We start from the raw sequence: 26,748 nt of genomic DNA, 5'->3' as shown, positions 1-26,748 counted from the left end.
AAAGCGGGATTTGTTCGGAAAGCCGGGTTCATTTTCCCGCCAGATAGTCGGCGTAAGTGGCGCATTCCCGGATCATGTCCCGTTGGAACTGGGTCTGGGCATATTGCCGGGAGAGCATTTGCCAGAAGGAGGAATACTTGGTTTTTCGCAGCAGTTCCATTTCCCGGTCGAACGGTCCGGGGTCGGTGTTAAAATTTCGTCGGACCTGTTCGATTGCATACCAGGTTTGAAAGGCATCCTGCTCGCAGCGGGCGGCCATAAAACAGGCTTTTGCGGCCAGTTCAGGGTTTTTAGCGGATGTCATGGCCTGCTCGAAAAAGGCCCGGGCGCGTGAATTGGTGTAATAGGGATCCCGGGCGAGCGAATCCAGAAACCGCTCTTTCTGCACCTGTTGAACTACGGCCTGAGCATTGTATACGTTAAAGGCCGGTTCGGCACCGCTCCAGCGGGCTTTTACCAGCAGCCAGGAATTGCCGTGCCAGCTCAGATTATAGGCACCGCAACCCAACTGGTAATACAGCCCGGCGGCCTGGTCACCGGAGGCATTTTTAGCCTGTTTTTCCATTTCCGCCATTTTCCGGGCAAAAGCCTGCGGGGTAAACGGGTTGGGTTTTCCGGAAGTGAATCGGTTTCCTTTCAGACTCACCTCGAAGGGGTTATCCCCGAAATGGGTCAGGTAAGGGTCTTTTTTCCAGGTGGCCGGATCGACCTTTGCATAGGCTTCGGCGGCCTCCGCATACCGGTGATCGGCCAGCAGCCGGCGGCCGTATAACATATTTAGCGTGTTACCGTCAAAACCGGTCAGGGTCAGGAGCCTTTTGAGGAAGGGGTCCGGATTGGGTCGGCCGGCCTGGGCAATGACTTTTCCAATCGTGACGAAGGAGGTGGTGTCTTCGATGTCATACAGGTCCGTGTGGCTATCGAAAACAACCTCGCTCCGATTGACCTGGGAGGACGTCAGGGCGGTCAGCAGAAAGCCTTTGGCGGTGGCAGCATCATCGGGGCCCTCGGAGGAACGGCTGCAGCCGGAAAGCCAGCCGCCGGCTTTGGGTGCGGACGGCCGGCCGTATCCGTATTTCTGGGCGACCTGTTTGCAGACTTCGACGAAAGCGTTATTGATGTAAAAATTTCGCGGGCTGCCGAATTGTTCCAGATAGCCGATCAGCCGGTTTTCGGCTTCAGGAGTCATGGTTTCGGTTTCGGCAGCCAGCACCAGCATTTGTTCCAGGGCAATCTGCTGTTTCAGAACCGGATTGTCGATGGGCAGGGCGGTCGCTTTTTCCAGCTTGCTTTTCGCTGAGGAATAATCTTTCCCGAGATAATCCATGTAAGCCGCTGCCGTATACCAGAAAGCCGGATTGCCAAGCGCTTTGTTCTCAGCCGATTCCAGCGCGAAACTACCGAGTTGGCTAAAATAATCGGACGCTTCCTGTTTCCGATCGAGGAACCGCAGGGAGTCGGCCCGGCTTTTTTCGTCGTAGGCATATATGGGAGCCGTTTCCTGGAAGAAATAATATTCATTCTTGTTGATTTCACGAGCCATGATCAGCTCGATGAGCGGATATTTCGGGTCCAGACGGACGATCTCTTTCAGGAAGGGTAGACCATCCTGTCGCGGCAGCAAGGCACAGAGGGCGTAAACGGAAGCCTTTTCGTGGTCGTTTTTGCAGAAGGACAGGGCTTTTTCCCGGAAACGAATTCCGTAAATCCGGAGGCTGCTTTCCGCTTCCCGGCGTCGGGAAGGACAGCGGTCAAACACCTGGGCAAACTCGTAGATCGCCCGCGCCGTATCTCCCAGGGCCAGGGCGGCACCGGCATGGCGGCTGAGGGCCCAGTCGCTGATAAACGTTTTTCCGGAAAGCGGCTGGATCAACTGGTCGTACAGCCTAAGGGCAGTTTGGTATTCCTTTCCCTGAACGGCCAGTTTAACCGCTTGAAAACCATACCGTTCCTTCAGGAATGGGTCGTTGGTTTTTCCATATCCGGCAAGGGCCTCCTCCTTCAGGGTCCGCAGCGGGGCCGTGGACGTATCCCGTCGGGCGGTATCCTCTTCCCAGACATTGACGGGCTTAGGCGTCAGCGATTCGGCCTGCCAGGCCAGCTTCAGGTAGGTCAGTGCCTCGGGTCTGGCTGAAGACGCCCAGCGCACCAGACCGTTGGCCTCCCGGTTGTCCGTCTGGTACAGGGCACTGCCGATTTCGGCATCATCCACCCTGCCCCGGGTATAGTCCCGCCAGGCCAGCACGTTCGCATCGGTCTGGACCGTATCTTCGTCGGTATCGTACCAGTCGTCGAATCGGTACAGCATCGGCGTATAATGAAAAATCTGATCCATAACCGTTGCCCGGCTGCTTTCGGGCATGAAGAAGCTGACGAACTCGTTGACGTCCGAAGTGCCCGGCCCACAGGCAAAACCGATCAGAACGCCACCCGACAGGACGACCCTACGGAGCCGGGTGGAGGAGATTTTCAAGGAACGCATGGGAATACGGTGTGAGGACGGTGGAATCGAGGTGATAGAGCGCAAATGTAAGTTTTTGGTTCTGAATTTCGGAAAGAAGCCGGTCCCGGCCTTTCAGCAGATCCCTGGGCAGACACTCTTCCGTCCGGAAAACGTCGCCCCGGCGGACCGAGAAACCGAAGGCCGTCGTGTCCCGGTCAGCCACGAACGTTTGATCGTTCCGGCGGGTCAGGAAACCGGCCCCAGCAACCACCTCCCGGTCTACCTGATTGAGCAGGTGCAGGAAACGTTGATTGCGGTAAACGACGGTCCAGCGAAACAGGGGAAGGACCATATCCAGCGGAACCGGGTATTTCCCGACGAATGCCAGATACCGGTCGGCTACCTCGAGATCGTAGATGGAATTGTTCGTTTCCGGTTTTTTCCAGTCGGCCATGTTGTAAAACATCACCATGCCCCGGTCGACGGGAGGGATGCCGGTCCGGTCCGGGAATTTGACCTGGTGCAGCCGGATCGTGGCCGAAAGGCGTCCGGGAAAGTCTTTCCGCATCGTTTCCAGGAGCAGGAAGTACCGCGCCCGGGTAGTTGCCGTCCAATCGCAGTCCATCTGGATCTCCTGAAATCGCAACCCGGCCGGACGACCATAACTCTGGATTTTTCGGAGGATGTTTCGCGCCAGGCCCGGTACTTCGGACGCAGGCGTTTTCAACAGCGTCTGGTTGGTGAGGAACACTACCGGTATGATTTCCGGACCGACCGGAGGATGAAAGGACCGAAGGGGCGCTTTCGGAGCGGCTTTTCCGGTGGATGGGTCCAGGTCCACGTCAAAGAAACGGACATATAATTTGTTGATTTTCAGATCAGCCAGGAGCGACGCATCCGTCGGCGTCAACTGAAAGGAGGTTTTCCAGTAGTAAAAAGCCGGACTGAGGTCCTTCTTTTCTTCCGTTCGGCAACCCTGAAAAGTTGTTACAGTCAAGAGGCTGTAAATCAATCGATAAGCCGAAAGTCTGAAGGTTGAAAAAAACATTTCCAACGAAAAGTCGTCATACGTTAAAACATCATTCTCTGCTTATGAGAACGCTGGTCAGTCTATTGGCTCTCGTACTGGTGCTGTCCTGTCAGGAGAAGAATCCGGCTCCTGAACAACTACCGGACTGCATCCAGTCGGTGATTCAGGAAATCAGAAACGGCGAGGTCTGGAACCCCCCCGCCCAGATCTACCGATACGACTTTCAGGGCAGGGAGGTATTTTATGTATCCTCCCGTTGCTGCGACCTGCCCAGCCTGGTCATCGCCGACTGCGACACGCTCTGCGCCCCCGACGGCGGTCTGACCGGCCGGGGAGACGGCCGTTGTCCCGACTTTTCGCGGGAAGCCAAAAATCCTAAACTGGTCTGGGAAGATAAACGTCAGAACTGAGGGATTTATACAGCAAAGCCGGTATTTCCGAACAGGATTTATTATTCGGAAATACCGGCTTCTGATTTGAATGCCATTACACCTTTTCAGTCCGGTTGACGGCCTTCCGGCTGTTGGCTTCCAGGGTCAGGGGGGCGTCGGCCAGCAGAATGGATACGGGCCGGGCGGAGAAGTTCTGCACTTCGACCTCCGCTTTCGTCACCTTCACCTGCAGAAGGGCCCCCCGGAAACGAACCTTGAACGACAGCGACTCCCAATTGTCGGGGCAGTAAGGATTTAAAACCAGTTGGTTATCGCGAACCCGCAGGCCGCCGAAGCCTTTCACCACCGCCAGCCAGGTGCCGGCCATGGAGGTGATGTGGCAGCCGTCCTCGGTATCGTTGTTGTAGTCGTCGAGGTCGAGCCGGGCCGTGCGCAGGTACATCTCATACGCTTTTTCCTTCAGGCCCAGCCGGGACGCCAGCACGGAATGAACGCAGGGCGAGAGCGACGACTCGTGCACCGTCATGGGTTCGTAAAAATCGAAGTTTCGCCGGATGGTTTCCCCATCGAACTCCTCCTCGAAGAAATATAGCCCCTGGAGAACGTCGGCCTGTTTAATGAAGCAGGACCGCAGAATCCGGTCCCAGGACCAGTGCTGGTTCAGGGGGCGCTGGCCTTTGGGGAGGTCCGACGCGGGCATCAGTTCCTTATCCAGAAAGCCTTCCTGCTGGAGAAAGACGCCCCGGTCTTCGTCGTAGGGCAGGTACAGGTTGGCGACGATGTGCCGGGCGGTTTCCACCTCCTTCTCTTCCCGGAAGTGTATCCGGTCGCAGAGTTCGGCGTATTTTTCCGGGTCCAGCTTCCGCGCAATGCCGACCGCTTCGATGGTGTAGCGGAGCGTCCAGGCGGCAATGTAACTGGTATACCAGTTATTGTTGACGTTGTTTTCGTATTCGTTCGGACCGGTGACGCCCAACATCACGTACTGCTGTTTGGCCGTCGACCAGTGAACGCGCTGGCTCCAGAACCGGCTGATGGCGATGAGAACTTCCAGCCCGTAATCGACCAGGTACCGTTCGTCGCCGGTGTACCGCACATATTCGAAAATGGCGTAGGCGATGGCGCCGTTGCGGTGGATTTCCTCGAAGGTAATTTCCCACTCGTTGTGGCATTCCTCGCCGTTCATGGTCACCATCGGGTACAGGGCCGCACCCGCCCGAAAACCGAGCTTTTTTGCATTTTCGATGGCTTTTCCGAGGTGCTTGTAGCGGTACAGCAGCAGGTTGCGGGCCACTTTCGGATCGGCGGTGGACAGGTAAAAGGGGAGACAGTAGGCTTCAGTATCCCAATAGGTCGATCCGCCGTATTTTTCGCCGGTGAATCCTTTTGGGCCGATATTCAGGCGCTCGTCCTCACCGGTATAGGTCTGCTCCAGCTGGAAGATATTGAACCGGATGCCCTGCTGGGCGGCCACGTCCCCTTCGATGACGATGTCGTTCATTTTCCATTGATCGGCCCAGGCCTGCTTCTGTTCGAGCAGCATTCTCTCGAACCCTTTGGAAGAGAGTCGTTTGATGTATTGCCGCGTTTCCTGGACCAGATGGTCACTGTCGTAATTGAGGGAAGAGAGATTGCAGGCGAATTTGTAGATCACCGTCTCCTGACCCTGCCGGCAATCCAGCGATATGCGGTTGGCGACGTATTTTTCCCGCCGGATCGGCTGCGACTGGAAATCGATGGGAGCGCCGTCCTGCTCGATCTCCAGACACATACCGGTGCAGACGTGAAAGCCGGTTTTTCGGGTTCTCAGTTCGATATAGGCTTCGGCATACCCGGTTTCCTTGCGGACTTCATCCCAGAACTTCTCGTCGTAGTTCGCATCGCGGTTCCGGATGTCGCCGTCTATATACGGAGTTACCGTAATTTTACCGTCGAAGTTCAGCGGGGTGATGCTGTACCGGATGGCCCCGGCCTCGTCGTCGACGATGGAGCAGAACCGGCGAGCGTTGACCTTCAGTTCCTTCCCGCTTTTCAGGGTGGCAATGAAGGAGCGTTCGAGGTAGCCTTCCTTCATGTTCAGCACCCGGCGGAAATCCCGCACCGTACAGGTGTTCAGGTCCAGTGACTCGTATTCGATGTCGATGTCGATCCCGATCCAGTTGGCTGCGTTCAGCACTTTGGCGAAATAGTCGGGATAGCCGTTCTTCCACCACCCGACCCGGGTCTTGTCGGGGTAGTACACCCCGGCCACGTAATTGCCCTGGAGGGTTTTGCCGGTGAATCTTTCCTCAAAGTTTCCACGCTGGCCCATACGCCCGTTTCCGAGGCTCATGAGGCTTTCGGTAATTTCATTGTAGGCCGCATGGAAGCCCTCTTCGACGATGCACCATTCGTCGGGTGTAAGATATTGTTTCATCGTAGGCTATTGTCAGATGTTGAATGTCGTTGGCAATTTTAAAAGCGGGCCGGCGGAGTGCCAAGCAATTCTTCCTTCACCCGCAGGGCCTGGTTGAGGTGTCTTTCTGTGTGGGCCACCAGCATCAGGAAGGCGTCCCCGAGCCTGATTTTGGCCCAGTTTCCAATGAGGGTCATCACCTTTTCCTGATTCCAGTCGAGGTAAACACCTTTGTCAAGAATCTGGTGCAGAAGCTGTTGCAGTTCCTCGAACTGACGCATGACTTCCCTGGGGTCGAGGTCGCTGCGGGGTTTCATGAGCGAGATGGTCGGCAGCTTCATTCTGGTTTGGGGATCGACCGCATACCGCAGCATTTTCCCCAGCGTCCCGGCTTTCAGGAACTGGTCCGTCGGGGCCACCTGGATCAGGCCCAGGTCGTCTACTTTTTTCTGTAGATTCCGGATATAAAAGCGTTCGGCCAGATTCAGGTGCTGGAGACATTCGGTAATGCTCCAGCGTTTGGTGTCCGGTTTCCAGACGAGCTGAGCATCGGACATCGGCCGGAATTCGCGCTCCACCGTATCCAGCACGGCCCGGATGCGGGCCTGAAGCCGGGAAGCGGTTTCTAATTTCTGCATAGGTAAGGTCAGGGCTTCCGGCCGCGCCGGGGTTCATGGTTGATTGTTTACGGCTCAGGCCCGGCTTACCGGTGCCAGCGCCAGAACGTCCGCAATGGTCAGCCTTTCAAGGGAAGGAATCACCAGGTCGGCATCGGTCAGGACCGCGGGCGATCCGATGCCGACAGTGGGCATACCCCCCCGCCGGGCCGCTTCGATCCCGGCCACCGCATCCTCGAATACGACACATTGGGAGGGGGAAAGCCCCAGTTCGGCGGCCCCTTTCAGAAATACCTCGGGGTCGGGTTTGCCCTTTGCGATTTTCGTGCCGTCGATGATGACGTCGAATGCATCCATCATGCCGATCTGGTCCAGAATCAGCCGGGCGTTTTTACTGACCGACCCCAGACCCGTCCGGATGCCGGCGGCTTCCACCTGCGAAAAGAAGGCGGTCACCCCCGGAAGAATATCGGCCGGCGTCATGCGGCTGACCAACTCAAGGTACCAATTGTTCTTTTGAGTGGCCAGCTCGGTTTTACGCGTTTCGGGAAGGGTCAGCCCGCCGTGGGCGAGAATCCGGTCGAGCGATTCCGTCCGGCTGACGCCCTTCAGCGTTTCGTTGAACTCCTCCGAGAGGTCGAATCCGAGGGAGTTGGCCAGCCGTCTCCAGGCCTGGTAGTGAAAGATGGCAGTATCGACAATGACCCCGTCGAGGTCGAATAGAAATCCTTGAATCGGCATGGTTAAACGCTACAGGTTGTCGGGCCGGGTTTTCATCTCCTGCCCGGACGGACCTGAGGGAGAAAAACCGGCCCATGATTTATCGGGTCAGTTCCAGCACCACGGCGGTGCGGGCGGGCAACTTTAATGTTCCGAGGCTGGTCACCGTCTCGTCCGTCAGGATGTTTCGGGCGCCCGTGAATCCTTTCATCCGTTCGGCGAAACGGGCGGTTTCGAGGGTGGTTTCCTGCCGGTTCGTGTTGGTGGCTACCATGATGGTTTTGTTATTGTCGTAGCGAAAATAAACGTAAGTTCCGTTCTGCGGAACATACTGCATCAATTTTCCCGAATGCAGTGCCGGGGTGACTTTCCGGTAATTCGCCAGTTTCTTCACGAGGTTGAAGGCTTCGGCCTCCTGGGGATTTCGCCCGGCCGCCGTGAACTTGTTCTCCTGGTCGCCGGGGAAGCCGCCCGGGAAATCGCGCCGTACTTCCGCATCCGACGGGTTTTTGAAGTTTTTCATCAGAACCTCCGTGCCGTAGTACCAGGAGGGAATTCCGCGGGTAGTCAGCAGCCAGGTCGCGCCCATTTTGTATTTGGAGAGGTCTTCCCCGATGACCGAAAAATACCGGTCGGTGTCGTGATTTTCGAGGAAAGTGACCAGTTTGTTCGGCTCGGCGTAGAGGGCGTCGGCCGTCAGGGCCTGATAAAACCGGTTGACGCCGGTATCCCAGCCGAAATCTTCCTTCAGGGCGTCGTTGGTGGCGCTGTACAACACGAAATCCAGGCCGCCGGGCTGATTGGATTTGTAGGGAAACCCGACGGTGTTCTTTACAAAAAACGCCTGGGCGACCGGCGTCCCGACCCAGGATTCCCCGAAAATGTGGAGATTGGGGTATTCGTTCATCAGCGCCTGGTTGCAGGCATTGAGAAAATTCAGGTCGTTGTATTTGTAGGTGTCCACCCGCCAGGCATCCAGATCGAACATTTCCGTCGACCAGACGGCGTGCTGGATCAGGTAGGTTGCCAGGAAGGGGTTTCGCTGGTTCAGGTCGGGCAGAAAGGGGGTGAACCAGCCGTCGAGCAGTTGCTTGCGGTCAGCCTCCGAGGCATACGGGTCATACAGCGCCTGGTCTTTGTGGGAACTGCCGGTATAGGCCGGCCATTGGTTGAACCAGTCTTTGAAAGGCGCGTTCCGAAACAGCCAGTGGTCGTCGCTGACGTGGTTATAAACCGCATCCTGCACCAGTTTCATCCCCCGGCGGTGCAGTTCCTCCGAAAACTTCCGGTAGCCATCATTACCCCCGAACCGCCGGTCGATTTCGTAATGGTCGGTGAAGTGGTAGCCGTGGTACCCGGCCTGCATCCGGTCCGGCGCTTCCTGTTTCAGGCTTTCGTCGTTGGCGATGACCGGCGTCATCCAGACGGCCGTGACGCCCATTTCCTGAAGATAATCGGCATGATTCAGAATGCCCTGAAGATCACCGCCGTGCCGCAGGTGCTGAATGCTGCGGTCGACTTTCGAATCGAGCATCCCGGCCACGGCGTCGTTGGACGGATCTCCGTTGGCGAACCGATCGGGCATGATCAGGTAGATAAAATCGGCCGACGAAACCCCCCGGGCTTTCGGGCCGCTCCGCCGGGCTTTCAGTTCATAGGCCCGGGTGACGGTTTGGCTGCCGTTTTTTCCGACGATCTGAACCTGGCCGGCTTGCGTATTCGGACCGATGGTCAGGTCGAGGAAGGCGAAATCCGGGTGTTCGGCTTTTGTGGTGCGGACCAGCCTTACCCCCGGATAATTGACCTGGTAGGTCATGGCACCCGCCCCGGGGCCGTAGACCATCAGCTGAAGGTTTGGGTTTTTCATGCCGACCCACCAGTTGGTCGGGTCGATGCGTCGGATGGCGGATTGGGACAAAACGGCCCCGGTATTCAGGCAGGCCGCCAGAAAGAGAAGAAGTACAGAACGTCGCATGGTAGGTTAGCATTCGAATGTATTGTGCCAAAAATATGGTAAAATAAAGTATTATTGTTCATTTTGCTTGTAGTTTTGAAATAATAAGTATACTGCAAAGTTACTTCGATACACTCATCACAAATGAACCGTCGCTCCTTTGCTAATACACTGATCGCCACCGGGTTGCTGAGTACTACCCTGAGCCATGCCACCGAACCATTCGATTTATTTATGAATACATCCCAACCCCTGGAAGACAAATCGGACAAACTCGTTATCTATCAAATTTTTACCCGTCTTTTCGGGAATCGGAACCAGACCAATAAACCCTGGGGCAGCCGCGACGAAAACGGCGTCGGGAAGTTCAACGACATCACGGCCAAAGCCCTTCAGGAACTCAAGAAGTTCGGCATTTCGCATGTATGGTACACCGGTGTGATCGAACACGCCACAATGACCGAATACACGGCCAACGGAATCCGGCCCGATCATCCGGCCGTAGTAAAGGGCCGGGCGGGGTCACCCTACGCCATCAAAGACTATTACGACGTAAACCCGGACCTGGCGGTGCAGGTCGACCGGCGGATGCGGGAGTTTGAGGACCTGGTGAAACGGACGCATACGAACGAGCTGAAGGTGATCATCGATTTTGTGCCGAACCACGTCGCCCGCCAATATGCCTCGGACGCCCAGCCGGAAGGCACGGCCGACCTGGGTCAGGGCGACGATACCAGCAAAGCCTTCGATCCGAAGAACAATTTCTATTATCTGCCCGGACAGGATTTTCAGCTTCCGGACGGCATCTCGGCCCCGGACTGGTTTGCCGGAAAACCGTATACCGAATCGCCGGCACGGGCGACCGGCAACGACGTTTTTCAGTCGAAACCCGACCGAAACGACTGGTTCGAAACCATCAAGCTCAACTACGGCGTCAATTACCTGAACAACCGGCAGACGCACTTCCAGCCGGTTCCGGCCACCTGGGAGAAGATGCGCGACATACTGCTGTTCTGGGCCGGCAAGGGCGTCGACGGTTTTCGGTGCGACATGGCCGAAATGGTACCGGTCGAGTTCTGGGGATGGGTGATCCCGCAGGTGAAAGCCGCCAAACCCGGAATCATTTTCATCGCCGAAATTTATAACCCGCAGCAATACCGCAATTACATTTTCAACGGAAAATTCGATTACCTGTACGACAAGGTGGGCCTGTATGACGCGGTTCGCCGGTTGATGGAAGGGAAGGGGACGACTGAGGACATTACCCGGGTGTGGCAGCAGGAATCCGGCGATTTTGCCAACCACATGCTGCGGTTTCTGGAAAACCACGACGAACAGCGCATCGCTTCCCGCCACTTTGCCGGGGACCCCTGGGCCGCCATTCCGGCCATGACGCTTTCAGCCACGCTGCATACCGGTCCGGTCATGATTTATTTCGGGCAGGAACTGGGCGTCAACCCGACTCAGGCGGAAGGATTTCAGGGCGAGGACGGCCGCACCACCATTTTCGATTACTGGGGCGTCCCGGAATTCCAGGCCTGGACCAATCAGGGGAAGTTTGACGGGGGCGGCCTGAATGACGACCAGAAAAAGCTTCGGCAGTTTTACCAAAGCCTGAACCAACTGGTCAATACCAGCGACGCCATCCGCACCGGGTCGTTCTACGACCTGCAGTATGCCAACAACAACGGCCAGAGTCAGGGCTACGATCAGCACCGTCTGTTCAGTTACCTGCGGCATTCGGGAAAGCAGAAGCTCCTGATTGTCTGCAACTTCGATAAGGAGAAAACAGCCCGGACTACCGTCCGGATTCCCGCGGAAGCCTGGAAAACCATGAAACTCGAGCCGAACCGGACGTATTCGTTCACCGACCTGTTCCGGACCAAAACCAAACTGAAGGCCGCGGCCGGGGCCGGGGTGCCCATCGAGCTGCCGCCCCGGGAGGTGCTGGTGCTGGAGATCCGGTAGCCGGTGGCCCTTCCGAACGCATTGCTAACTTTTCTGAACCTATGACTACAGTTTCTTCTTCAAAAACCGCTTCCGCGACGGGAACACGCCGGAAGCCGCTTCTGAGTTTCAGTCAGATCTGGAACATGAGCTTCGGTTTTCTGGGCATTCAGTTCGGCTTCGCCCTCCAGAATGCCAACGTCAGCCGCATTTTTGAAACCCTCGGCGCCAATGTGGATGAAATCCCGGTACTGTGGGTGGCCGCTCCGCTGACGGGGCTCATCGTCCAGCCGATCATCGGGTACTTTAGTGACCGCACCTGGACCCGCCTGGGGCGCAGGCGGCCCTACTTTCTGGCCGGCGCCATTCTGGCCACGGCGGCCTTGTTCGTGATGCCCAACTCTCCGGCGCTGTGGGTGGCCGCCGTGACGCTCTGGGTCATGGATGCCTCCATCAATGTTTCCATGGAGCCGTTCCGGGCCTTCGTCGGCGATAACCTGCCCTCCGAGCAGCGAACCACCGGTTTTGCCATGCAGAGCTTTTTCATCGGCGTCGGCGCGGTGGTGGCCTCGGCCTTGCCCTATCTGCTGACCAACTGGTTTGGGGTCTCCAACGAAGCTGCGCAGGGCGTCATCCCCGACTCGGTGAAGTGGTCGTTTTACCTCGGTGGCGGGGTGTTTCTGCTGGCGGTTCTCTGGACGGTTTTTACTTCGAAGGAATATTCTCCGGAGGAACTTCAGGCTTTTGGCGACCATGCCGAACATCAGCCGGCGGAAGCTACCTTTCCGGGTTCCGAACCGTATCTGAAAAACGGACGGCGGCAGGTCCGGAACGGGCTGATTGCCACCGGCATCGGGGCGGTATTGACTTTTATCTTTCTCTCCCGGGGGCTGGACAAGCAACTGCTAATTTTTTCCGGGATGATCGTCATCGTCGGCCTGCTGTTCGTGGTGGCCGGGCTGCTTCAGCGGGGAGGGAATGCCCGGAACAGCTTCGTCACGATCGTGAACGATCTGGAAAATATGCCGTCCACGATGAAGCAGTTGGCCGTGGTTCAGTTCTTCTCCTGGTTTGCCCTGTTCGCCATGTGGATTTACACGACGGCTGCGGTAACGAGCCATATTTACGGCACGACCGATACGACCTCCAAAGCCTACAACGACGGAGCGGACTGGGTCGGCGTCTGTTTTGCGGCTTACAGTCTGGTTTCGGCGCTGGTAGCCTTTGCCATTCCGGTGCTGGCCCGGAAAACGAGCCGGCGGGTGGCACACCTGATCTGTCTGGTTTGTGGAGGCCTGGGCCTGATATCCATCTATTTCATCAGTAACCCGAACCTGCTGATCCTGTCCATGGTGGGGGTGGGCATTGCCTGGGCCAGTATCCTTTCCGTGCCGTATGCCATGCTCGCCGGAGCGTTACCGGCCAATAAAATGGGGTATTACATGGGTGTTTTCAACTTTTTTATCACCATCCCGCAACTGGTGGCAGCCGCCCTGCTGGGTTTCATCGTCAAGTCCGTTTTCGGCGGCCAACCGGTTTATGCGCTCCTCGTCGGCGGGATTTCGATGATTCTGGCCGGCCTTTTGTCGCTTCGGGTCGACGATAAGGACGATATTCACGTGGATGAGATCGGTTTGAAATAAAATAGTGGAGAAAAATCGTATTTTCACGCAATTGGCCTTGATTTCGTCCGCCGGGTCCATTGCGTTTTTCTTTTCTTAACCGCTTGCTGTTTGATGAAGAGTGTTCTTACCATTCTGGTAACCGTAGCTTTTTGTACTTTTTCCTTTGCTCAGTCCCCGCTTCCGGAATCGGATATCCGTCAGATCTCCGTAAGTGCCGGGCCTTCTACCGCCGAAACCGCCGTTTCGATCGGGAAATCGTTCCTCGGCCGGCCTTACGTCGCCCACACGCTGGACGGAAATGAAACCGAACGGCTGGTCGTTAACTTCAGGACTTTCGATTGCACCACCTTTCTGGAAACGGTGCTGGCCCTGTCCATCGCCTGGAACGAGCTCCCCGATCCAACGGACACCGGCCGGTTCGGGGAATTATTTCAGCAGAACCTGACCCGGATCCGCTACCGGGACGGCAGGGTGAACGGCTATGCCAGCCGCCTGCATTATTTCTCGGAATGGCTGCTGGACAACGAGCGGAAGGGAATTCTGCAGGACGTAACCCGGGAAATCGGCGGGATTCAGGTCTCCAAACCGGTTTCCTACATGACCGCCTGCACCTGGAAATACCCGCCATTGACCGATCCGGCAGTCTTTCAGGAGATGGCCCGGGTGGAATCGGACCTTAGCCGGCAGCCGTTCTGGTTTATCCCCAAAAAGAAAATCGGAGAGGTAGAAGGAAATCTTCAGGAAGGCGACATCATCATGCTGACGGCCTCGCGCCCGGGCCTGGACATGAAACACGTAGGGCTGGTCACCTGGCAGACCGGCTCGGACGGCATCCGGCGAGCCCATCTGCTCCATGCTTCTTCGGAATACGGGCAGGTGGTGATTTCGGAGGAACCTCTAAGCACCTACGTGGCCTGGAACCGGCAGTTTTCAGGGATTCGTGTCGCCCGGCTGAAACCGCCCGGCCGGCCGGTTGTCATGCAGGCCCGAAATTAAACGGCCGATCAGGGAAGAGCGTCGATGGTGAGATTACGGTAGGAAATTTTTGCCTTTCCTCCACCGTGGATTTGAAGCCCGATCAGGCCGGTTTGCGGGATGGAAGCATCCGGCTCCGAATAATCCACAGTCTGTTTGCCGTTCAGCCAGATGCGGATGCGCGGACCTTCGGCCCGAACCTGGTACTGGTTCCACTGTTGCGGCTTCAGAATTTTCTGCACCATCATCGAATCCGCATGGACCAGCACCTTGTTCCGTCGCGATTCGTCGTAGAGGCAGCCCCAGTACCCTTTCCCGAGGTCAGCCTGATACCCGACCATCTCATACGCCGGGTCGGTCGCCCGTTGGCTGCGGAACTGAACGCCGGCATTGATGAACCCTTCCGTACCCTCCAGTTTGAATTCCAGCTTCAGGTCGAAGTTACCGTAAGCCTGTCGGGTGGTAAGGAACTCATTGTGCGGTACTTTCTCTTCCAGCGATCCGCCGACCAGCGCCCCGTTTTCAATCTTCCAGGTCCTCGCCGTATCGCCCTCCCAGCCCCGAAACGTTTTACCATCGAACAGCGATACCGGTTTGGCAAAGCCGGCGAACAGGGAAAGCAGGAGCAGGAAGGAGTGGAAAATAAGCATGGGTAGGGGATGAGGTTAAGGAGTTTAGGGTGTTAAATTTTTCTGTTTTGGCGTAATTTTTTACGATCGGGACGCCGGGGAGACCACCCCCCGACCCCCTCCTTGATAAGGAGGGGGTGTTTTTTGTCATCCCGAGGAACGAGGGATCTTTTGCTTCGGCCCTCACCGTGACCGGTTATTGGGCTACAAGATCCCTCCTGCGTCGGAATGACAAAGAGAGGCAGCGCCCTCCCCCTCCTTATCAAGGAGGGGGTCGGGGGGTGGTCCTTTTTTTACAAAGAAGCCCTTCGAATGAGCAGAAAGGGGTTCTTTACTTTTTCCTGCTGTTTGGAAAGAATGAGCCGGGCGGCCGTTTCGCCCATTTTTTCATGGTCGGTCGAGATCACGGCGATGCCGTCGGCCAGTACTTCCTTGAGCGGAGTTTCATTGAAGGCCAGCACGCCGACCTCCTGCCCGAGCCGGAGGTTCCGCTGTTTGGCCTGCCGCACCAGTTCGGCCAGGTCGCCGTCTTCCAGCACGATGTAAGCGGTGCCGGTTTGCAGGGATCGACCCGTCAGCGTGTCCAGAATCTCGAAATCCTTTTTATAATGGACGCAGAAATTCCGGAAACCGCGGACGATCTCCCGAGGGTAAAAAACATCTTTCGGGAACACCAGCGTCAGCTGCCGGTATTTGTCGAGCAGGTCCAGCCCTGATTCGAGAGCTTCGTAAATATCCCGGTCAAACTGCTGATATACAGCCGAATAGGAGCCGTTCAGGTCCGACAGGTCGCGGTCGAGGATGATCAGCTCCTGGCGCGGAATCTGCTCCAGCAACTTGACGATGTTGACCTGCTCGGTTTCCTCGTAAAAATGCGGCATGACCACGTAAAAATGGTATTGGCCCAGATTCTCCTCCAGAAGTTTCTTGAAACGCTGAGCGCTGTGGTGGTGAATCCGAAGGTCGACGACCGCATCCGACCCCAGCTTGTTGAGCATGGCGTAATAGATCATCTTCTTGTAGGCGCTGAGCTTGTTCATGATCAGCAGCACCCGAAGCTGCCCCGGCCCGTCCCGGCGGATAAAAAACCCTTTGCCCTGAACGGCCTGTATGATTCCTTCCTTCTTCAGGACGTTGTAGGCCTTTTCGACCGTATCCCTCGCCAGGTAGTATTCTTCGCTGAGTTCGTTGATGGAGGGCAACTGCTGATCACGCTTCAGCGTACCGATTTCTATCCCGTTGATAACCGCATTGACGATCTGACGGTATTTCGGTACGCTCGAATGAGATTCAATGTTCAGTTCGATCATAGGGATAAAGGTCTGGAAAAAATGTTACAAATATGCGGATTAATAGGATAAAAAACAGGCCTTTTTTTCAGGAAAGGACAGGACGGCGGACGATATTTCCTTTCGGATTTTTGAATTTCGGTATCCGCTGCCGGTCGTGCCCTGAGGATCATTAGTTTTACCCTTACCAGTGTCTTTAGACAAGTGGCTATTGCCTAATCCCTGCATTCCGATGATTAAAACAGAACGCATTGCCGACTATAATCAGTCCCTGAACGACAATCACGGCTTTCGCTGGGGTTACCTGGCGGAACACCTTTCCCGAAAGCGCATCGACGCCGATGCGCTGGTCGAAAAAGTCCGGCAGTTTCAGGTTGCCATTCCCAGCTGGGCGCTCGGTACGGGCGGTACGCGGTTCGGGCGGTATCCGGGTGGGGGAGAACCCCGCAGCCTCGAGGAAAAGATCGAGGACGTCGGGATGCTGCAGGCCCTGAACCGGGCCTCCGGCTCCATTTCCCTGCATATTCCCTGGGACATTCCCGAAGACCCGCAGGCGGTAAAGGATTTGCTGGCTTCCTACGACCTCACCATCGATTCGGTCAATTCCAACACCTTTCAGGATCAGAAAGAGCAGCCTCTTTCGTACAAGTTTGGTTCCCTTTGCCATACCGACGACGCCACCCGCCGGCAGGCCGTCGAACATAACATTGAGGTGGTCCGGTACGGTGAGCAGCTCGGTTGCCGTACGCTGACGGTCTGGCTCGCCGACGGTTCCAACTTTCCCGGCCAGCAGCATTTCCGCCGGGCCTACCAGCGTACCGCCGACTCCCTGAAGGCCATCTACGGAGCCATGCCTGCCGACTGGACAATGCTTATCGAGTACAAGCCCTATGAACCGCATTTTTACTCGATGATCATTCCCGACTGGGGCACTTCCTTCCAGCTTACCCAGTACTGCGGCCCGAACGCCCAGGTGCTGGTCGACCTGGGGCACCACCTTCCCAATACCAACATCGAACAGATTGTCGGGCGGCTGCTGCACTTCGGCCGACTGGGCGGGTTCCATTTCAACGGTTCGATGTACGGCGACGACGACCTGACCACGGGCAGCATCAAACCGTTTCAGCTGTTTCTGATCTTCAACGAACTGGTAGATGGAGCCAACGATCCGGCGGTAAAAAATCCGGAGGTGGCCTACATGATCGACGCCAGCCACAATACCAAAGACCCGCTGGAGGACCTGCTGCAATCGGTACAGAACATCCTGACTTCCTATGCCAAAGCCCTGCTGGTGGACCGCGATGCGCTCTCGGCCGCTCAGGAAGCCAACGAGGTGACCACCGCCGAGGAAATTCTGAAGGACGCGTTCCTGACCGACGTTCGGCCGCTGGTGGCCGAGGCCATGCGTCGCAACGGCGGGGCGCTCGACCCCATCGGGCTGTTCCGGCAGCTGGACGTTCGCCGGCATCTGATTGACAAACGCGGCCGGCGGGCCGTGGCAACCGGCCTTTGAAAACCGGTGACCTAAACCCTACCAACCTTCGGACCGATGCTGACCGCGATCTTTGATATCGGAAGAACCAATAAAAAACTTATCCTTTTCGACGACCAGTACCGGGCCGTGGAGGAAATCAGCGAAACCCTGCCGGAAACCGCCGACGAAGACGGTTATCCCTGCGACGACCTGCCTTTGATGACGCAGTGGGTCAAAGACCAGTGGAACGGCCTGCGAAACCGGAAGGACATTCAGCTGCGGGCGGTGAACGTGGCGGCCTATGGAGCCAGCCTCGTTCATGTCGACGCGGAAGGCAACCCGCTTACCCCCATCTACTCGTACCTGAAACCGTTTCCGGAGGAACTGTCTAAGAAATTTTACGGACAGTACGGGGACGTGATGAAACTGGCCCGGCAGACCTGCTCACCGCCGATGGGTATGCTGAATTCCGGTTTGCAGATCTACTGGGTCAAATACGAACAGCCCGAGGTGTTCAAACGGATCCGGTGGTCGCTCCACCTTCCGCAGTACATCTCCTTTCTGATCTCCGGGCAGTTCGTCTCCGATTTTACGTCCATCGGCTGCCACACCACCCTCTGGGATTTTGAAAAACGGCATTATCACGACTGGGTGCTGCGGGAGGGATTGCAGCGGAAACTGGCGCCCGTGGTGGGCCAGCCCGTCGTCGGGTTCGATCTGGTCAACGACCGGCCCGTGCCGATCGGGGGCGGCCTGCACGACAGTTCCTCGGTCATCATGGCGTACCTGAGCCGTTGTCAGGGGGAATTCATGGTGGTTTCGACCGGCACCTGGTGCATTTCCCTGAACCCGTTCAATCGCGGCCCGCTCAGTGAGGAGGAGTTGAAAAAAGATTGTCTGACCTTTCTGACCGTCGGCGGAACGTTCGTGAAGGCGTCCCGGCTGTTCATGGGTCGCGAGCATGATTACCAGGTGGCCCGCATCGCCCAGCATTTTAATGTTGGGAAAGAGTTTTCCCGCAAGATTCCCTATCAGGCCGATCTGGTTCAGCAGGCTCTCGCCCGAACCGAAAACCGGTTGGTTCCGGCCTGTATGTCGGGAACCGGCCCTTTTCCTGACCGCCCCCCCGGCGTCTGGGATCTCTCCTCCTTCGAGTCGGCCGAAGAAGCCTACACGCAGCTGATCGTCGATCTGGTCCAGATACTGAACGTTTCCATCCGTCTGGTCGATTCCAATGTGCCGACGCTGTATGTCGACGGCGGATTCGCCCGCAATCCGATCTTTATGCAACTGCTGGCGAATCTGTTTCCGGAAAAGCAGGTATTTACCTCCCAGCTTCCGCAGGCCACCGCCATCGGGGCCGCTCTCTACATCAGGCAGGACGACGAACCCGTTTCCGGCTGGACCTTCGAGCGGGTAAAGAGCGATGTCGTAAGTGCCTGACCCAAAAAAGCGGAAGGCCGGTTTTGAAACCGGCCTTCCGCTTTTTAAGGAAACTTGGGAAATTTCTGAAAATCCGGTTTCCGCTTTTCCAGAAAGGCGTCCTTGCCTTCCTTAGCCTCGTCGGAGAGGTAATACAGGAGCGTCGCATCGCCGGCCAGCTGCTGGATTCCGGCCTGCCCGTCCAGTTCCGCGTTGAAGGACGCTTTCAGCATGCGAAGGGCAATCGGGCTTTTTTCGAGCATCTTCCGGCACCATGCGAGGGTGGTTTCTTCCAGTTCCTCCAGCGGAACGACTTTATTGACCAGCCCCATGTCCAGGGCTTCCTTCGCATCGTACTGATCACAGAGGTACCAGATTTCCCGGGCCTTCTTCTGCCCGACGATCCGGGCCAGATAGGAGGCTCCGAAACCACCGTCGAAGCTGCCCACTTTAGGCCCGGTTTGCCCGAAACGCGCGTTTTCGGCCGCAATGGTGAGGTCGCAGACCACGTGGAGAACGTGCCCTCCCCCGATGGCCCAGCCGGCCACCATCGCCACGACCGGTTTCGGAATGCGCCGGATCTGCATCTGGAGGTCCAGCACGTTCAGCCGCGGTACCTTGTCTTCTCCGACGTAACCGCCATGCCCCCGCACCGACTGATCGCCCCCGCTGCAGAAAGCCCGGCCGCCTTCCCCGGTCAGGATCACCACCCCGACGCGCTCGTCCTGGCGGGCCAACTCCATGGCTTCACTCATCTCCCTGACCGTCAGGGGCGTAAAGGCATTGTGTTTTTCGGGGCGGTTGATGCTGATTTTGGCTACGCCCTCATAATACTGAAACAGGATTTCGTGGTATTCCTTAATGGTCTCCCAGGGATATTTGCTTTGCATATTCAGTTGTTGAATTGTTGAATTGTTGAATGATTGAATGAAGCTCCGCAATGCAAAAAATGGCAGCGCCCATTCAATCATTCATTTATTCAATCATTCGAGAATTCAGTTTCGTGATATTCCACGTCCCAGGTGTGGTCGGCCATCATGCGGACCGTGGCCATACACCGGAGGTAGGGGAAGGTGCGGCCCCACTCGTTGGGAGCGATCATGGAAAGAACGTCGGTGCCGTCCTTTTTTACGTAAAAGTAATAGGTATGGCCGACCACCGGCTCGAAACCCATCTGGGCCGAATAGATGCGCTCGGACACCTCGACCCGGTTCCGGATGGCGGTGGCCTGCTCGGCCAGAAGCTGCATCTGTTTGTAGAGCTGGGCCAGCTGAATATCGGTTTGTTCCCGCATCGCCATCACCGCCCGGCCCTTGATTTTGCCCTTATCTTCCGGCTTGATAACGGCTCCGCCTACGGTATGGGCATATTCCAATAATCCGGGCTTATCGGTAACTTTGTCGGCCGAAATCGGATTTTCGAATTCTTCGTCGGTCATATTCAGGAAACGGTTGTGGAGCCTTTCCGGTTTTCGCTAAAAACCTAATTCCGGCAAAAGTAGTGTATTTTACCCAAACCTGTAAGGGCCGTTCGGTCCTGAAGGGTCAGAACCCAGCATGCATGCAGATCACCGCCGGACGTCTTCCTGAGCCGAAAACCGAATACGAAGCCAGAGCGGTGGCCTTCTGCCGCGCCTGGCTGTCGGGGCAGGCTACCTTTGTCCTGAAAACGTCCGGATCGACGGGAACCCCAAAACCGATTACTCTGAGCCGGACGCAAATGCAGGCCAGCGCGGCTCTGACCGGCCGTCGGTTCGGGCTGGCGGCCGGAGACCGGGCTTTGGTCTGCCTGAACATCGAGTACATCGCCGGGGTGATGATGCTCGTCCGGGGGTTGGAACTCGGCCTCGATCTGACCATTGTGGAGCCGTCCGTTCGACCGCTGGACGGGTTCGATCCGGAACGGGACCGGTTTGCCTTTGCCGCCTTTGTGCCGCTTCAAATGGCGGCTTTGCTCGAAACACCTGAGCAGTCGCTGCCTTTTCTGAATACAATGAAAGCCGTGCTGGTGGGTGGCGCGGCCGTCGACCGGGGGCTGGAAAACCGCATTCAGGCCATTTCCGCTCCGGTGTTCAGCACCTACGGAATGACGGAAACGGTGTCGCATATTGCGGTCCGGCAACTGAACGGCCCGGAAAAAGCCGGCGAATTTACGGTGCTGGAGGGCGTGGAGATCGGCGTCGATGAGCGGTCCTGCCTGCACATAACCGCTGCGGCTACCGGCTTCCGGAAGATTCAGACCAATGATGTCGTCGATCTGACCGGCGACGGGCGGTTTCGATTGCTGGGCCGGGCCGATACCATCATCAACAGCGGTGGAGTCAAGATCCAGCCGGAGCGGGTGGAGGAGGTCGCCGGTGAGATTCTGATCCGGGCCGGTTTCCGGGGTCGGTTCTTCGTATACGGCGTCCCGGACGAGAGGCTGGGGCAGCGGGTAGTTCTGTTCATGGAGTCCGTTTCGCTGCCGGACGGCGTTCGGGAGGAGCTGAAGGATGCCGTCCGGCGGGAAGTCGGGCCGTATGCCGTTCCGAAACAGTTTATTTCCGTCGGCGGTTTTGATGAAACGCCGACGGGCAAGATCGATAAAAAGAAAATATCCCAGAATCACTGAATGAGCCTGAAATCCCTGGAAATCCGCTACCAGTCTGCGCAGTCGGTTCCCCCTCCGTATTCCAATTTTTACACCATGATCGGCCGTACCGATCCCTCCGGCGGTCTTGCGGTGGCATTTTCGATCACGTATACCGACCGCGACGAGATCGACGAAGATGAAATCATCGGGGAGGGGTTTACGGGCGACGACGATTATGCCTGGACCGGAACCCTGCCGGGGGCCTGGCAACGGCCCCTGGAAGACCTTATCGGTAAAACCCGGCTCCGGCCTTTCGATGAAGACCGCCTGGGTACGAACGACGACTATTTTCAGGTAACGATCGAAATGGAAGGAAAAGCGGTTGAAACCGGTAGCCCGGCCCGTCAGGAAGACTGGATTTATCTGGCTCAGGAACTGATTCAGGCGGTCTATGAGGCTTCCGGCAAGGAAAAACCGTTTGAAATGACGTATCTGGAGAAACGGGGCAGTCAGCGATCGGAAACGCGGCTGACGGCCTGGTTCAGTAAACGGGAAGCCCAACTCCAGGTCCGGCAGGGCGAACGAAACCAATCCGATACACTCTCCTGGGCGGAGTTGCGCAGCCTGATGGAAATCGTTTATGCCGTGGACTACGACCCGGATTCGGCGCTTCCCGGCCCTCCGAAACAGGACGGCCAGTTCCTGAACCTCGGAACGGAGGAGTGGTTTGACCTGTCGGCTCAGGCCCTCGGAAACGACGGCCCCGCGACCCGACTGCGCCAGACGCTGAAACGGCTGGCCACGGCGCCGGATTCATAACCGGATCGTCTGGTCGGAAACGACGAAAGCGTAGGTATTATCCCCCTTTTTAAGCAGACATCCCAGACGGTAGGCCCCCGGCTGCATGGCATCTATGGGCACGACCGTCGTAAAACCGGAAGTAAACAGGCCGGCTTCCAGAACGAGTTTTCTGAGGCCGGCCGGTCGGGGCTGGGTTCCGGCCAGATAGGTCCGGCCGGAGGCTTCTTCCCGCAGCACCAGAAACAGGTCGTCGTGCATTCCTTCCCGACGGAGCGCCACTTCGGGCGTGCCGATTTCCAGCAGCGGTGCGTTCGTCCGGTTACTGACATACCGGCGAATTTCAAAATGGACCTTCTCCGGTCGGCCCGTTCGATAGGCGTCGGCCAGCGGTGCGTCGAGGTTGGGAAAAAGATCCGGGACCTGCCAATAGCCCTCCCGGTAGGCGGGAATCAGAAAATGAAGGCTGGATTCGATGGAGGATTCGTTGCATAGCTCGGTCTGCTGCTTTCTCCAGTTGTAGGTATCGGCGGCATACCGGCTTTGCTTGTAAATGACCTCCGGCGTATAGACGTAAAACGAACTGAAGTAAAAGCCGATCGCCAGGCCCGAAAAACCGGCCAGAAGCGCGTGCCGGCGAGCACCAGCCAGTTTGCAGAGAAGATAAAGGTAAACCAGCCCGGCACTGACGGCGGCATAGATTTTAAAGCGGTTTTCCAGAATGATGCCGTCCGTGGATCGGAAAGCGGTGATCAGCCCCATCGTCAGCAGGACGAACGAAAAGGCCGCAAAGACCGGATCGGTAATCAGGTTCGGTTTTCGTTCCTTCCGCAGGGACTGAATCAGGGTGATGACCATCGGCGGAACCAGTATTCCGCAGACCACCAGCCCCCACACGACCGACCCGCTGATCCCGAATGGCCCCCAGGCCGAGAAAATCGCTCCCACTTTTGCCAGAAAGGAGCCGGGAACATACGCCCAGTTGATGGTATGTTTCACCCCGCTCCCCGGGGTGTAGCCCGTCAGATAGAGGCCGATGGAGACCAGAAACAGCGGAATCCACACGGCCAGAAGCCGGTACCGGCGCTGAATCAGCAGGAAAAAACCGCAGGCGACGAAGATCAGCGGACCATTTCCATGAGTAAAAGCCGCCAGCAGGGAAAGCAGTGCGGCCAGTGCGATCCGGCCCGGTCCGGCGGACGGCTCCAGCAGGTAAAGGCCGGTAAATAGGAACAGAAGCAGATTGGTATGCTGAAGGCCGGTCAAAGCCCAGAGGCTCACCTCGTGAAACTGAGGCTGAAGCAGGAAGAAAGGGATGGGAAGAAAATAGAGAAAAGGCAGATTTAGACGCCGGAAAATCCGGTAGATCAGCCCCAGGACCAGCGTCATATTCAACGCGGCCATCAAAATGTACAGTTTGAAGTGGAGAGACCCGGTCAGGAGATAATCCAGGTAACCGACCAACCGCGGCAGAAAGATCCGATGGTCGTTTTCCGCCCGGAAAAAGGTATGCAGGTTATGGCGGAACCCCAGGTTTTTCTTTACCTCAGCGATCACCAGCAGCAGGCTATTGTCATCCTGAAACGGGAAATTGACCGAATAGGTGTCGATGTAATACCAGTAGAATAAGATCACCAGCCCGGTAATTCCGGCAGCCAGCCGGTTCAGAATGGTTCGGCGGATCGGTTGGGTGGCAGGGGTACTTCGGTTGGCAGTCGGGTTCAAAACGATGGAGACGGTCGTTGACGTTGCCGCAAAGGTCGTTACTTCCCGGTAACGACCTGCGATATTTTTTCTGTAGGGTACTTATTTTTTCTGAAGCCGGTCCAGTTCAAATTTAAGGTCATCGACCAGACTCCGCAGGCCATCCAGCGAAGGGGCCGGCTCCGGCAACTGCTGGCTGACGAAGGCCCGGATTTCCCAGACCTCCTGAACCTCCCGGATGGGAACTTCCCGGTTCGGAACCGACGGCTGATCGGCGGTCAGCAGGAGGCTGCCTTTCGTTTTTACCTGGTTGATTACCCTGCGAAAAGCAAGACCCTGACCCTGAACCAGCAGGATATACCACTTGCCGTCGGCAATCTCATACCAGTTCCGAACGAACTGCCCCACCACCAGCGCCCCCGGAAAGGCGAATTCTTCCCCGGCTTCGAAAGCCCGGTAATTTCCCGTCGGAAGCATCGGAAGCTGAAAACCCGGCAGGCGCTGTAAAAAATCGGTCTGCTGGTACCGGTGCATATAATCGGCGAACTGAGCCTGGCGGACATACTGGATCGATGCCGGAGCGTGCGGTTCTTCCGGAGACCGTCGGTCGGCCTGAGGTCGGCCGACGGAGGTCGCCGAGTTTTCATACACGTTATTGAAGGAAAGCGGCTGCGGGGGCCGGGGGGCCATCACCGGCATCCGCGGAAAAGCCTCCCGGCCGGAAACCGGCCTTGGTATGATGCGCTGGGCCACCAGATTGATGGCCTGGTGCGCCGGGGCGGGCCGGGGTTTTTCAATAACCGGAGGAGTCACCGGACCCTGGTAGAATTTTTCGAGCACGGCCGCCAGCGGTTTCGGGGCCGGGCCGGCCATTTCCGGAACTTCCTTCGGCAGGGGGGAGGAGGGTACCGCAAATCCGCCGGCCGGACGCTCGTCAAAGCCGCGGTCGAGCGGAATGCTGAGGTCCGGGGTTTCGCGGATCTTCCGCAGGTCACTTTTGAGCAGATTATCCACCGTCGTATTGAACGAACGGGCAATGGCCATCAGGTTATCGAGATTGGGGTTGGCGCGGGCTTCTTCGTAGGCGCCGAGCAGGGAACGTTTGATGCCGATCCGACGGGCAAACTGCTCCTGGGTCAATCCATTCAGACGGCGGAGGTATTTGATATTGTTGCTGACGATGCTCATACGGTACGGTTTTGACAAAAATATTAGTATTTCCCGTATTGCAAATAGCCGGACGTCCGGCTTTTTTACCCTTGCTTCTCTTTTTTTGTATTATTAAGGGTATTTCCGGCCAAAACACTTCCTCCATGCCTATGTCAACGACCGACCGCGTAGTTCATTTTCGGGAACTGTTCGAGGCCCAGCGCCGGCGGGCGGCTCAAATCGCCCTGACCGGGGTCAGAGAGCGGATCGGCAAACTGGAGCGGCTGCGGACCTATCTGCTGGCCAACCGGGCCAGGCTGTTTCGGGCACTGTTTGCCGATTTCCGAAAACCGGCGGCCGAAACCGAAATGACGGAGCTGTTTACGTCGGTCAACGAACTGAATACCGCCATCCGCCACCTGCGTCAATGGATGAAACCGCAGCCGGTTTCCAGTCCGCTCGCCATGTTCGGAACCTCGGGCCACATCCGCTATGAACCCAAAGGCGTCACGCTCATCATCGCACCGTGGAATTACCCGTTTTACCTGCTCGCCAAACCCCTGACCTCCGCGATTGCCGCCGGAAATACGGCCATCCTGAAGCCTTCCGAACTGACGCCCCACACGGCGGAATTTGTCCGGCAAATGGTGGAATCGCAGTTTTCGGCGGACGAGGTGACGGTCGTTGAAGGCGATGCGCAGGTGGCCGGTCAACTGCTCGAACTTCCCTTCGACCATATTTTCTTTACCGGCAGCACGGCGGTGGGGAAAAAGGTGATGGAGGCTGCGGCCCGAAACCTGAGTTCGGTAACGCTAGAACTCGGCGGAAAATCGCCCTGCCTCGTCGACCGGTCGGCGGACCTGCCGACGGCGGCCCGTCGGATTGCCTGGGGCAAATGGGTCAATGCCGGCCAGACCTGCATCGCCCCCGATTATGTGCTGGTTCACCAGTCCGTCAAAGACCGGCTGATCGATGAAATCGGCCGGGCCGTCCGGGAGATGTATGACCCGGCTGGAAAAGGGGTACAGGCGTCGGACAGTCTGGCCCGTATCCTCAACGACCGCCACTGGAACCGCCTGAAAACCTGGCTGGACGAAGCCGTCGGAATGGGTGCCCGCGTTCGGATCGGAGGGGAGGCCGAGGCCGCCGACCGGTTCATTGCCCCGACGGTGCTTGACCTGGTCGGTGAGTCCATGACCCTCATGCAGGAAGAAATTTTCGGTCCGCTGCTGCCGGTCATCGGTTATGATGAGCCGGAGGAAGCCCTCCGCTGGATTCGGGAACGCCCCAAGCCCCTGGTTATGTATCTGTTCGGCCGGGACGATGCGGCCATCCGGTTTTTCATGGCTCGGACCAGTTCCGGAAACGCCGTCATCAACGATACCCTGGTTCATTTCATTCATACCGACCTGCCGGTAGGGGGAGTCAACACCAGCGGGCTGGGCAAGGCCAACGGTTTTCACGGTTTTCAGGAGTTCTCCAATGCCCGGGGCGTCGTCCGGCGGCAGGTCGAGTTTCTGAAACTGATCTACCCACCCTATTCGGAAAAGAAGCGGAAGCTGATTTCGATGCTGGTGAAATACCTCTGAGGTGACGTCCAAAAATTGGGTTGCA

The 26,748-nt window shown here is 57.1% G+C and carries 21 protein-coding genes; 9 read left to right on the top strand and 12 right to left on the bottom strand.

Going from position 1 to position 26,748, the window contains the following annotated elements; translation table 11 throughout:
- Positions 1–28 precede the first annotated feature (28 nt).
- Positions 29–2,482, bottom strand: a complete 2,454-nt coding sequence (locus DX909_RS03045) for a hypothetical protein (RefSeq protein ID WP_128543576.1) — start codon at positions 2,480–2,482, stop codon at positions 29–31.
- Entirely contained in the window at positions 2,445–3,440 is a 996-nt protein-coding gene (locus tag DX909_RS03040; protein ID WP_128543575.1) for a hypothetical protein, read from the bottom strand. The genes DX909_RS03045 and DX909_RS03040 overlap by 38 nt, the downstream gene beginning before the upstream one ends.
- 95 nt (positions 3,441–3,535) lie before the next feature.
- Between DX909_RS03040 and DX909_RS03035 the strand changes: the two genes are divergently transcribed.
- Positions 3,536–3,883 carry a DUF6970 domain-containing protein gene (locus DX909_RS03035; protein WP_128543574.1) on the top strand — a complete coding sequence of 116 codons (348 nt, stop codon included), beginning with the start codon at positions 3,536–3,538 and terminating at the stop codon, positions 3,881–3,883.
- 76 nt (positions 3,884–3,959) lie between these two features.
- Here DX909_RS03035 and DX909_RS03030 read toward each other — a convergent pair whose 3' ends face one another.
- From DX909_RS03030 to DX909_RS03015, 4 genes are all read right to left on the bottom strand, one after another.
- Complete coding sequence (locus DX909_RS03030) at positions 3,960–6,281, bottom strand: glycoside hydrolase family 65 protein (RefSeq protein ID WP_128543573.1); 2,322 nt, start codon at positions 6,279–6,281, stop codon at positions 3,960–3,962.
- A gap of 38 nt (positions 6,282–6,319) precedes the next feature.
- A complete protein-coding gene (locus DX909_RS03025; RefSeq protein WP_128543572.1) occupies positions 6,320–6,898 on the bottom strand; it encodes a DinB family protein in 579 nt (192 codons plus the stop codon).
- 54 nt (positions 6,899–6,952) lie between these two features.
- Positions 6,953–7,618 (bottom strand): beta-phosphoglucomutase, encoded by a 666-nt coding sequence (gene pgmB / locus DX909_RS03020; protein WP_128543571.1) that lies wholly within the window; start codon positions 7,616–7,618, stop codon positions 6,953–6,955.
- A gap of 79 nt (positions 7,619–7,697) precedes the next feature.
- Positions 7,698–9,572 carry a glycoside hydrolase family 13 protein gene (locus DX909_RS03015; protein WP_128543570.1) on the bottom strand — a complete coding sequence of 625 codons (1,875 nt, stop codon included), beginning with the start codon at positions 9,570–9,572 and terminating at the stop codon, positions 7,698–7,700.
- 213 nt (positions 9,573–9,785) lie between these two features.
- On the opposite strand from DX909_RS03015, the gene DX909_RS03010 reads away from it, so the two are divergent.
- The 3 genes from DX909_RS03010 to DX909_RS03000 all read left to right on the top strand — a co-directional run bounded on the left by DX909_RS03010 (position 9,786) and on the right by DX909_RS03000 (position 14,119).
- A complete protein-coding gene (locus DX909_RS03010) occupies positions 9,786–11,519 on the top strand; it encodes an alpha-amylase family protein (protein ID WP_229310924.1) in 1,734 nt (577 codons plus the stop codon).
- Positions 11,520–11,560: 41 nt separating this feature from the next.
- Positions 11,561–13,141 carry an MFS transporter gene (locus tag DX909_RS03005; RefSeq protein WP_128543568.1) on the top strand — a complete coding sequence of 527 codons (1,581 nt, stop codon included), beginning with the start codon at positions 11,561–11,563 and terminating at the stop codon, positions 13,139–13,141.
- Positions 13,142–13,234: 93 nt separating this feature from the next.
- Positions 13,235–14,119, top strand: coding sequence for an N-acetylmuramoyl-L-alanine amidase-like domain-containing protein (locus DX909_RS03000; protein WP_128543567.1), 885 nt, complete (start codon positions 13,235–13,237; stop codon positions 14,117–14,119).
- A gap of 8 nt (positions 14,120–14,127) precedes the next feature.
- Here DX909_RS03000 and DX909_RS02995 read toward each other — a convergent pair whose 3' ends face one another.
- Both DX909_RS02995 and DX909_RS02990 read right to left on the bottom strand, forming a co-directional pair.
- A complete protein-coding gene (locus tag DX909_RS02995; RefSeq protein ID WP_128543566.1) occupies positions 14,128–14,748 on the bottom strand; it encodes a 3-keto-disaccharide hydrolase in 621 nt (206 codons plus the stop codon).
- A gap of 272 nt (positions 14,749–15,020) precedes the next feature.
- A complete protein-coding gene (locus DX909_RS02990) occupies positions 15,021–16,037 on the bottom strand; it encodes a GntR family transcriptional regulator (RefSeq protein ID WP_128543565.1) in 1,017 nt (338 codons plus the stop codon).
- Positions 16,038–16,248: 211 nt separating this feature from the next.
- Here DX909_RS02990 and DX909_RS02985 point away from each other — a divergent pair, with 211 nt between their 5' ends.
- Positions 16,249–17,529 (top strand): sugar isomerase, encoded by a 1,281-nt coding sequence (locus tag DX909_RS02985; RefSeq protein WP_128543564.1) that lies wholly within the window; start codon positions 16,249–16,251, stop codon positions 17,527–17,529.
- A gap of 36 nt (positions 17,530–17,565) precedes the next feature.
- Complete coding sequence (locus tag DX909_RS02980; RefSeq protein ID WP_128543563.1) at positions 17,566–18,933, top strand: FGGY-family carbohydrate kinase; 1,368 nt, start codon at positions 17,566–17,568, stop codon at positions 18,931–18,933.
- A gap of 44 nt (positions 18,934–18,977) precedes the next feature.
- On the opposite strand, the gene menB is transcribed toward DX909_RS02980, so the two are convergent.
- Both menB and DX909_RS02970 read right to left on the bottom strand, forming a co-directional pair.
- A complete protein-coding gene (gene menB / locus DX909_RS02975; protein ID WP_128543562.1) occupies positions 18,978–19,802 on the bottom strand; it encodes a 1,4-dihydroxy-2-naphthoyl-CoA synthase in 825 nt (274 codons plus the stop codon).
- 89 nt (positions 19,803–19,891) lie between these two features.
- Positions 19,892–20,350 carry a DUF2452 domain-containing protein gene (locus DX909_RS02970; RefSeq protein WP_128543561.1) on the bottom strand — a complete coding sequence of 153 codons (459 nt, stop codon included), beginning with the start codon at positions 20,348–20,350 and terminating at the stop codon, positions 19,892–19,894.
- Positions 20,351–20,472: 122 nt separating this feature from the next.
- Here DX909_RS02970 and DX909_RS02965 point away from each other — a divergent pair, with 122 nt between their 5' ends.
- Together DX909_RS02965 and DX909_RS02960 are read left to right on the top strand one after the other, a co-directional pair.
- Positions 20,473–21,522 (top strand): AMP-binding protein, encoded by a 1,050-nt coding sequence (locus DX909_RS02965; RefSeq protein WP_128543560.1) that lies wholly within the window; start codon positions 20,473–20,475, stop codon positions 21,520–21,522.
- Entirely contained in the window at positions 21,523–22,302 is a 780-nt protein-coding gene (locus DX909_RS02960; protein ID WP_128543559.1) for a hypothetical protein, read from the top strand.
- Here the strand turns inward: DX909_RS02960 and DX909_RS02955 are convergent.
- Positions 22,297–24,006, bottom strand: coding sequence for a hypothetical protein (locus DX909_RS02955; RefSeq protein ID WP_128543558.1), 1,710 nt, complete (start codon positions 24,004–24,006; stop codon positions 22,297–22,299). The genes DX909_RS02960 and DX909_RS02955 overlap by 6 nt on opposite strands.
- Before the next feature lie 81 nt (positions 24,007–24,087).
- On the bottom strand, positions 24,088–25,173 hold the full coding sequence (locus tag DX909_RS02950) for a helix-turn-helix transcriptional regulator (protein WP_128543557.1): 1,086 nt from the start codon (positions 25,171–25,173) through the stop codon (positions 24,088–24,090).
- 131 nt (positions 25,174–25,304) lie between these two features.
- Here DX909_RS02950 and DX909_RS02945 point away from each other — a divergent pair, with 131 nt between their 5' ends.
- Complete coding sequence (locus tag DX909_RS02945; protein WP_128543556.1) at positions 25,305–26,723, top strand: aldehyde dehydrogenase family protein; 1,419 nt, start codon at positions 25,305–25,307, stop codon at positions 26,721–26,723.
- The last annotated feature ends 25 nt before the right edge of the window (positions 26,724–26,748 follow it).

Origin of the sequence: Larkinella soli, assembly GCF_003703975.1 — a bacterium.
GTDB lineage: Bacteria > Bacteroidota > Bacteroidia > Cytophagales > Spirosomataceae > Larkinella > Larkinella soli.
Note: the sequence above shows the minus strand (reverse complement) of the source record. Positions and strands in the feature narration are given on the sequence as shown.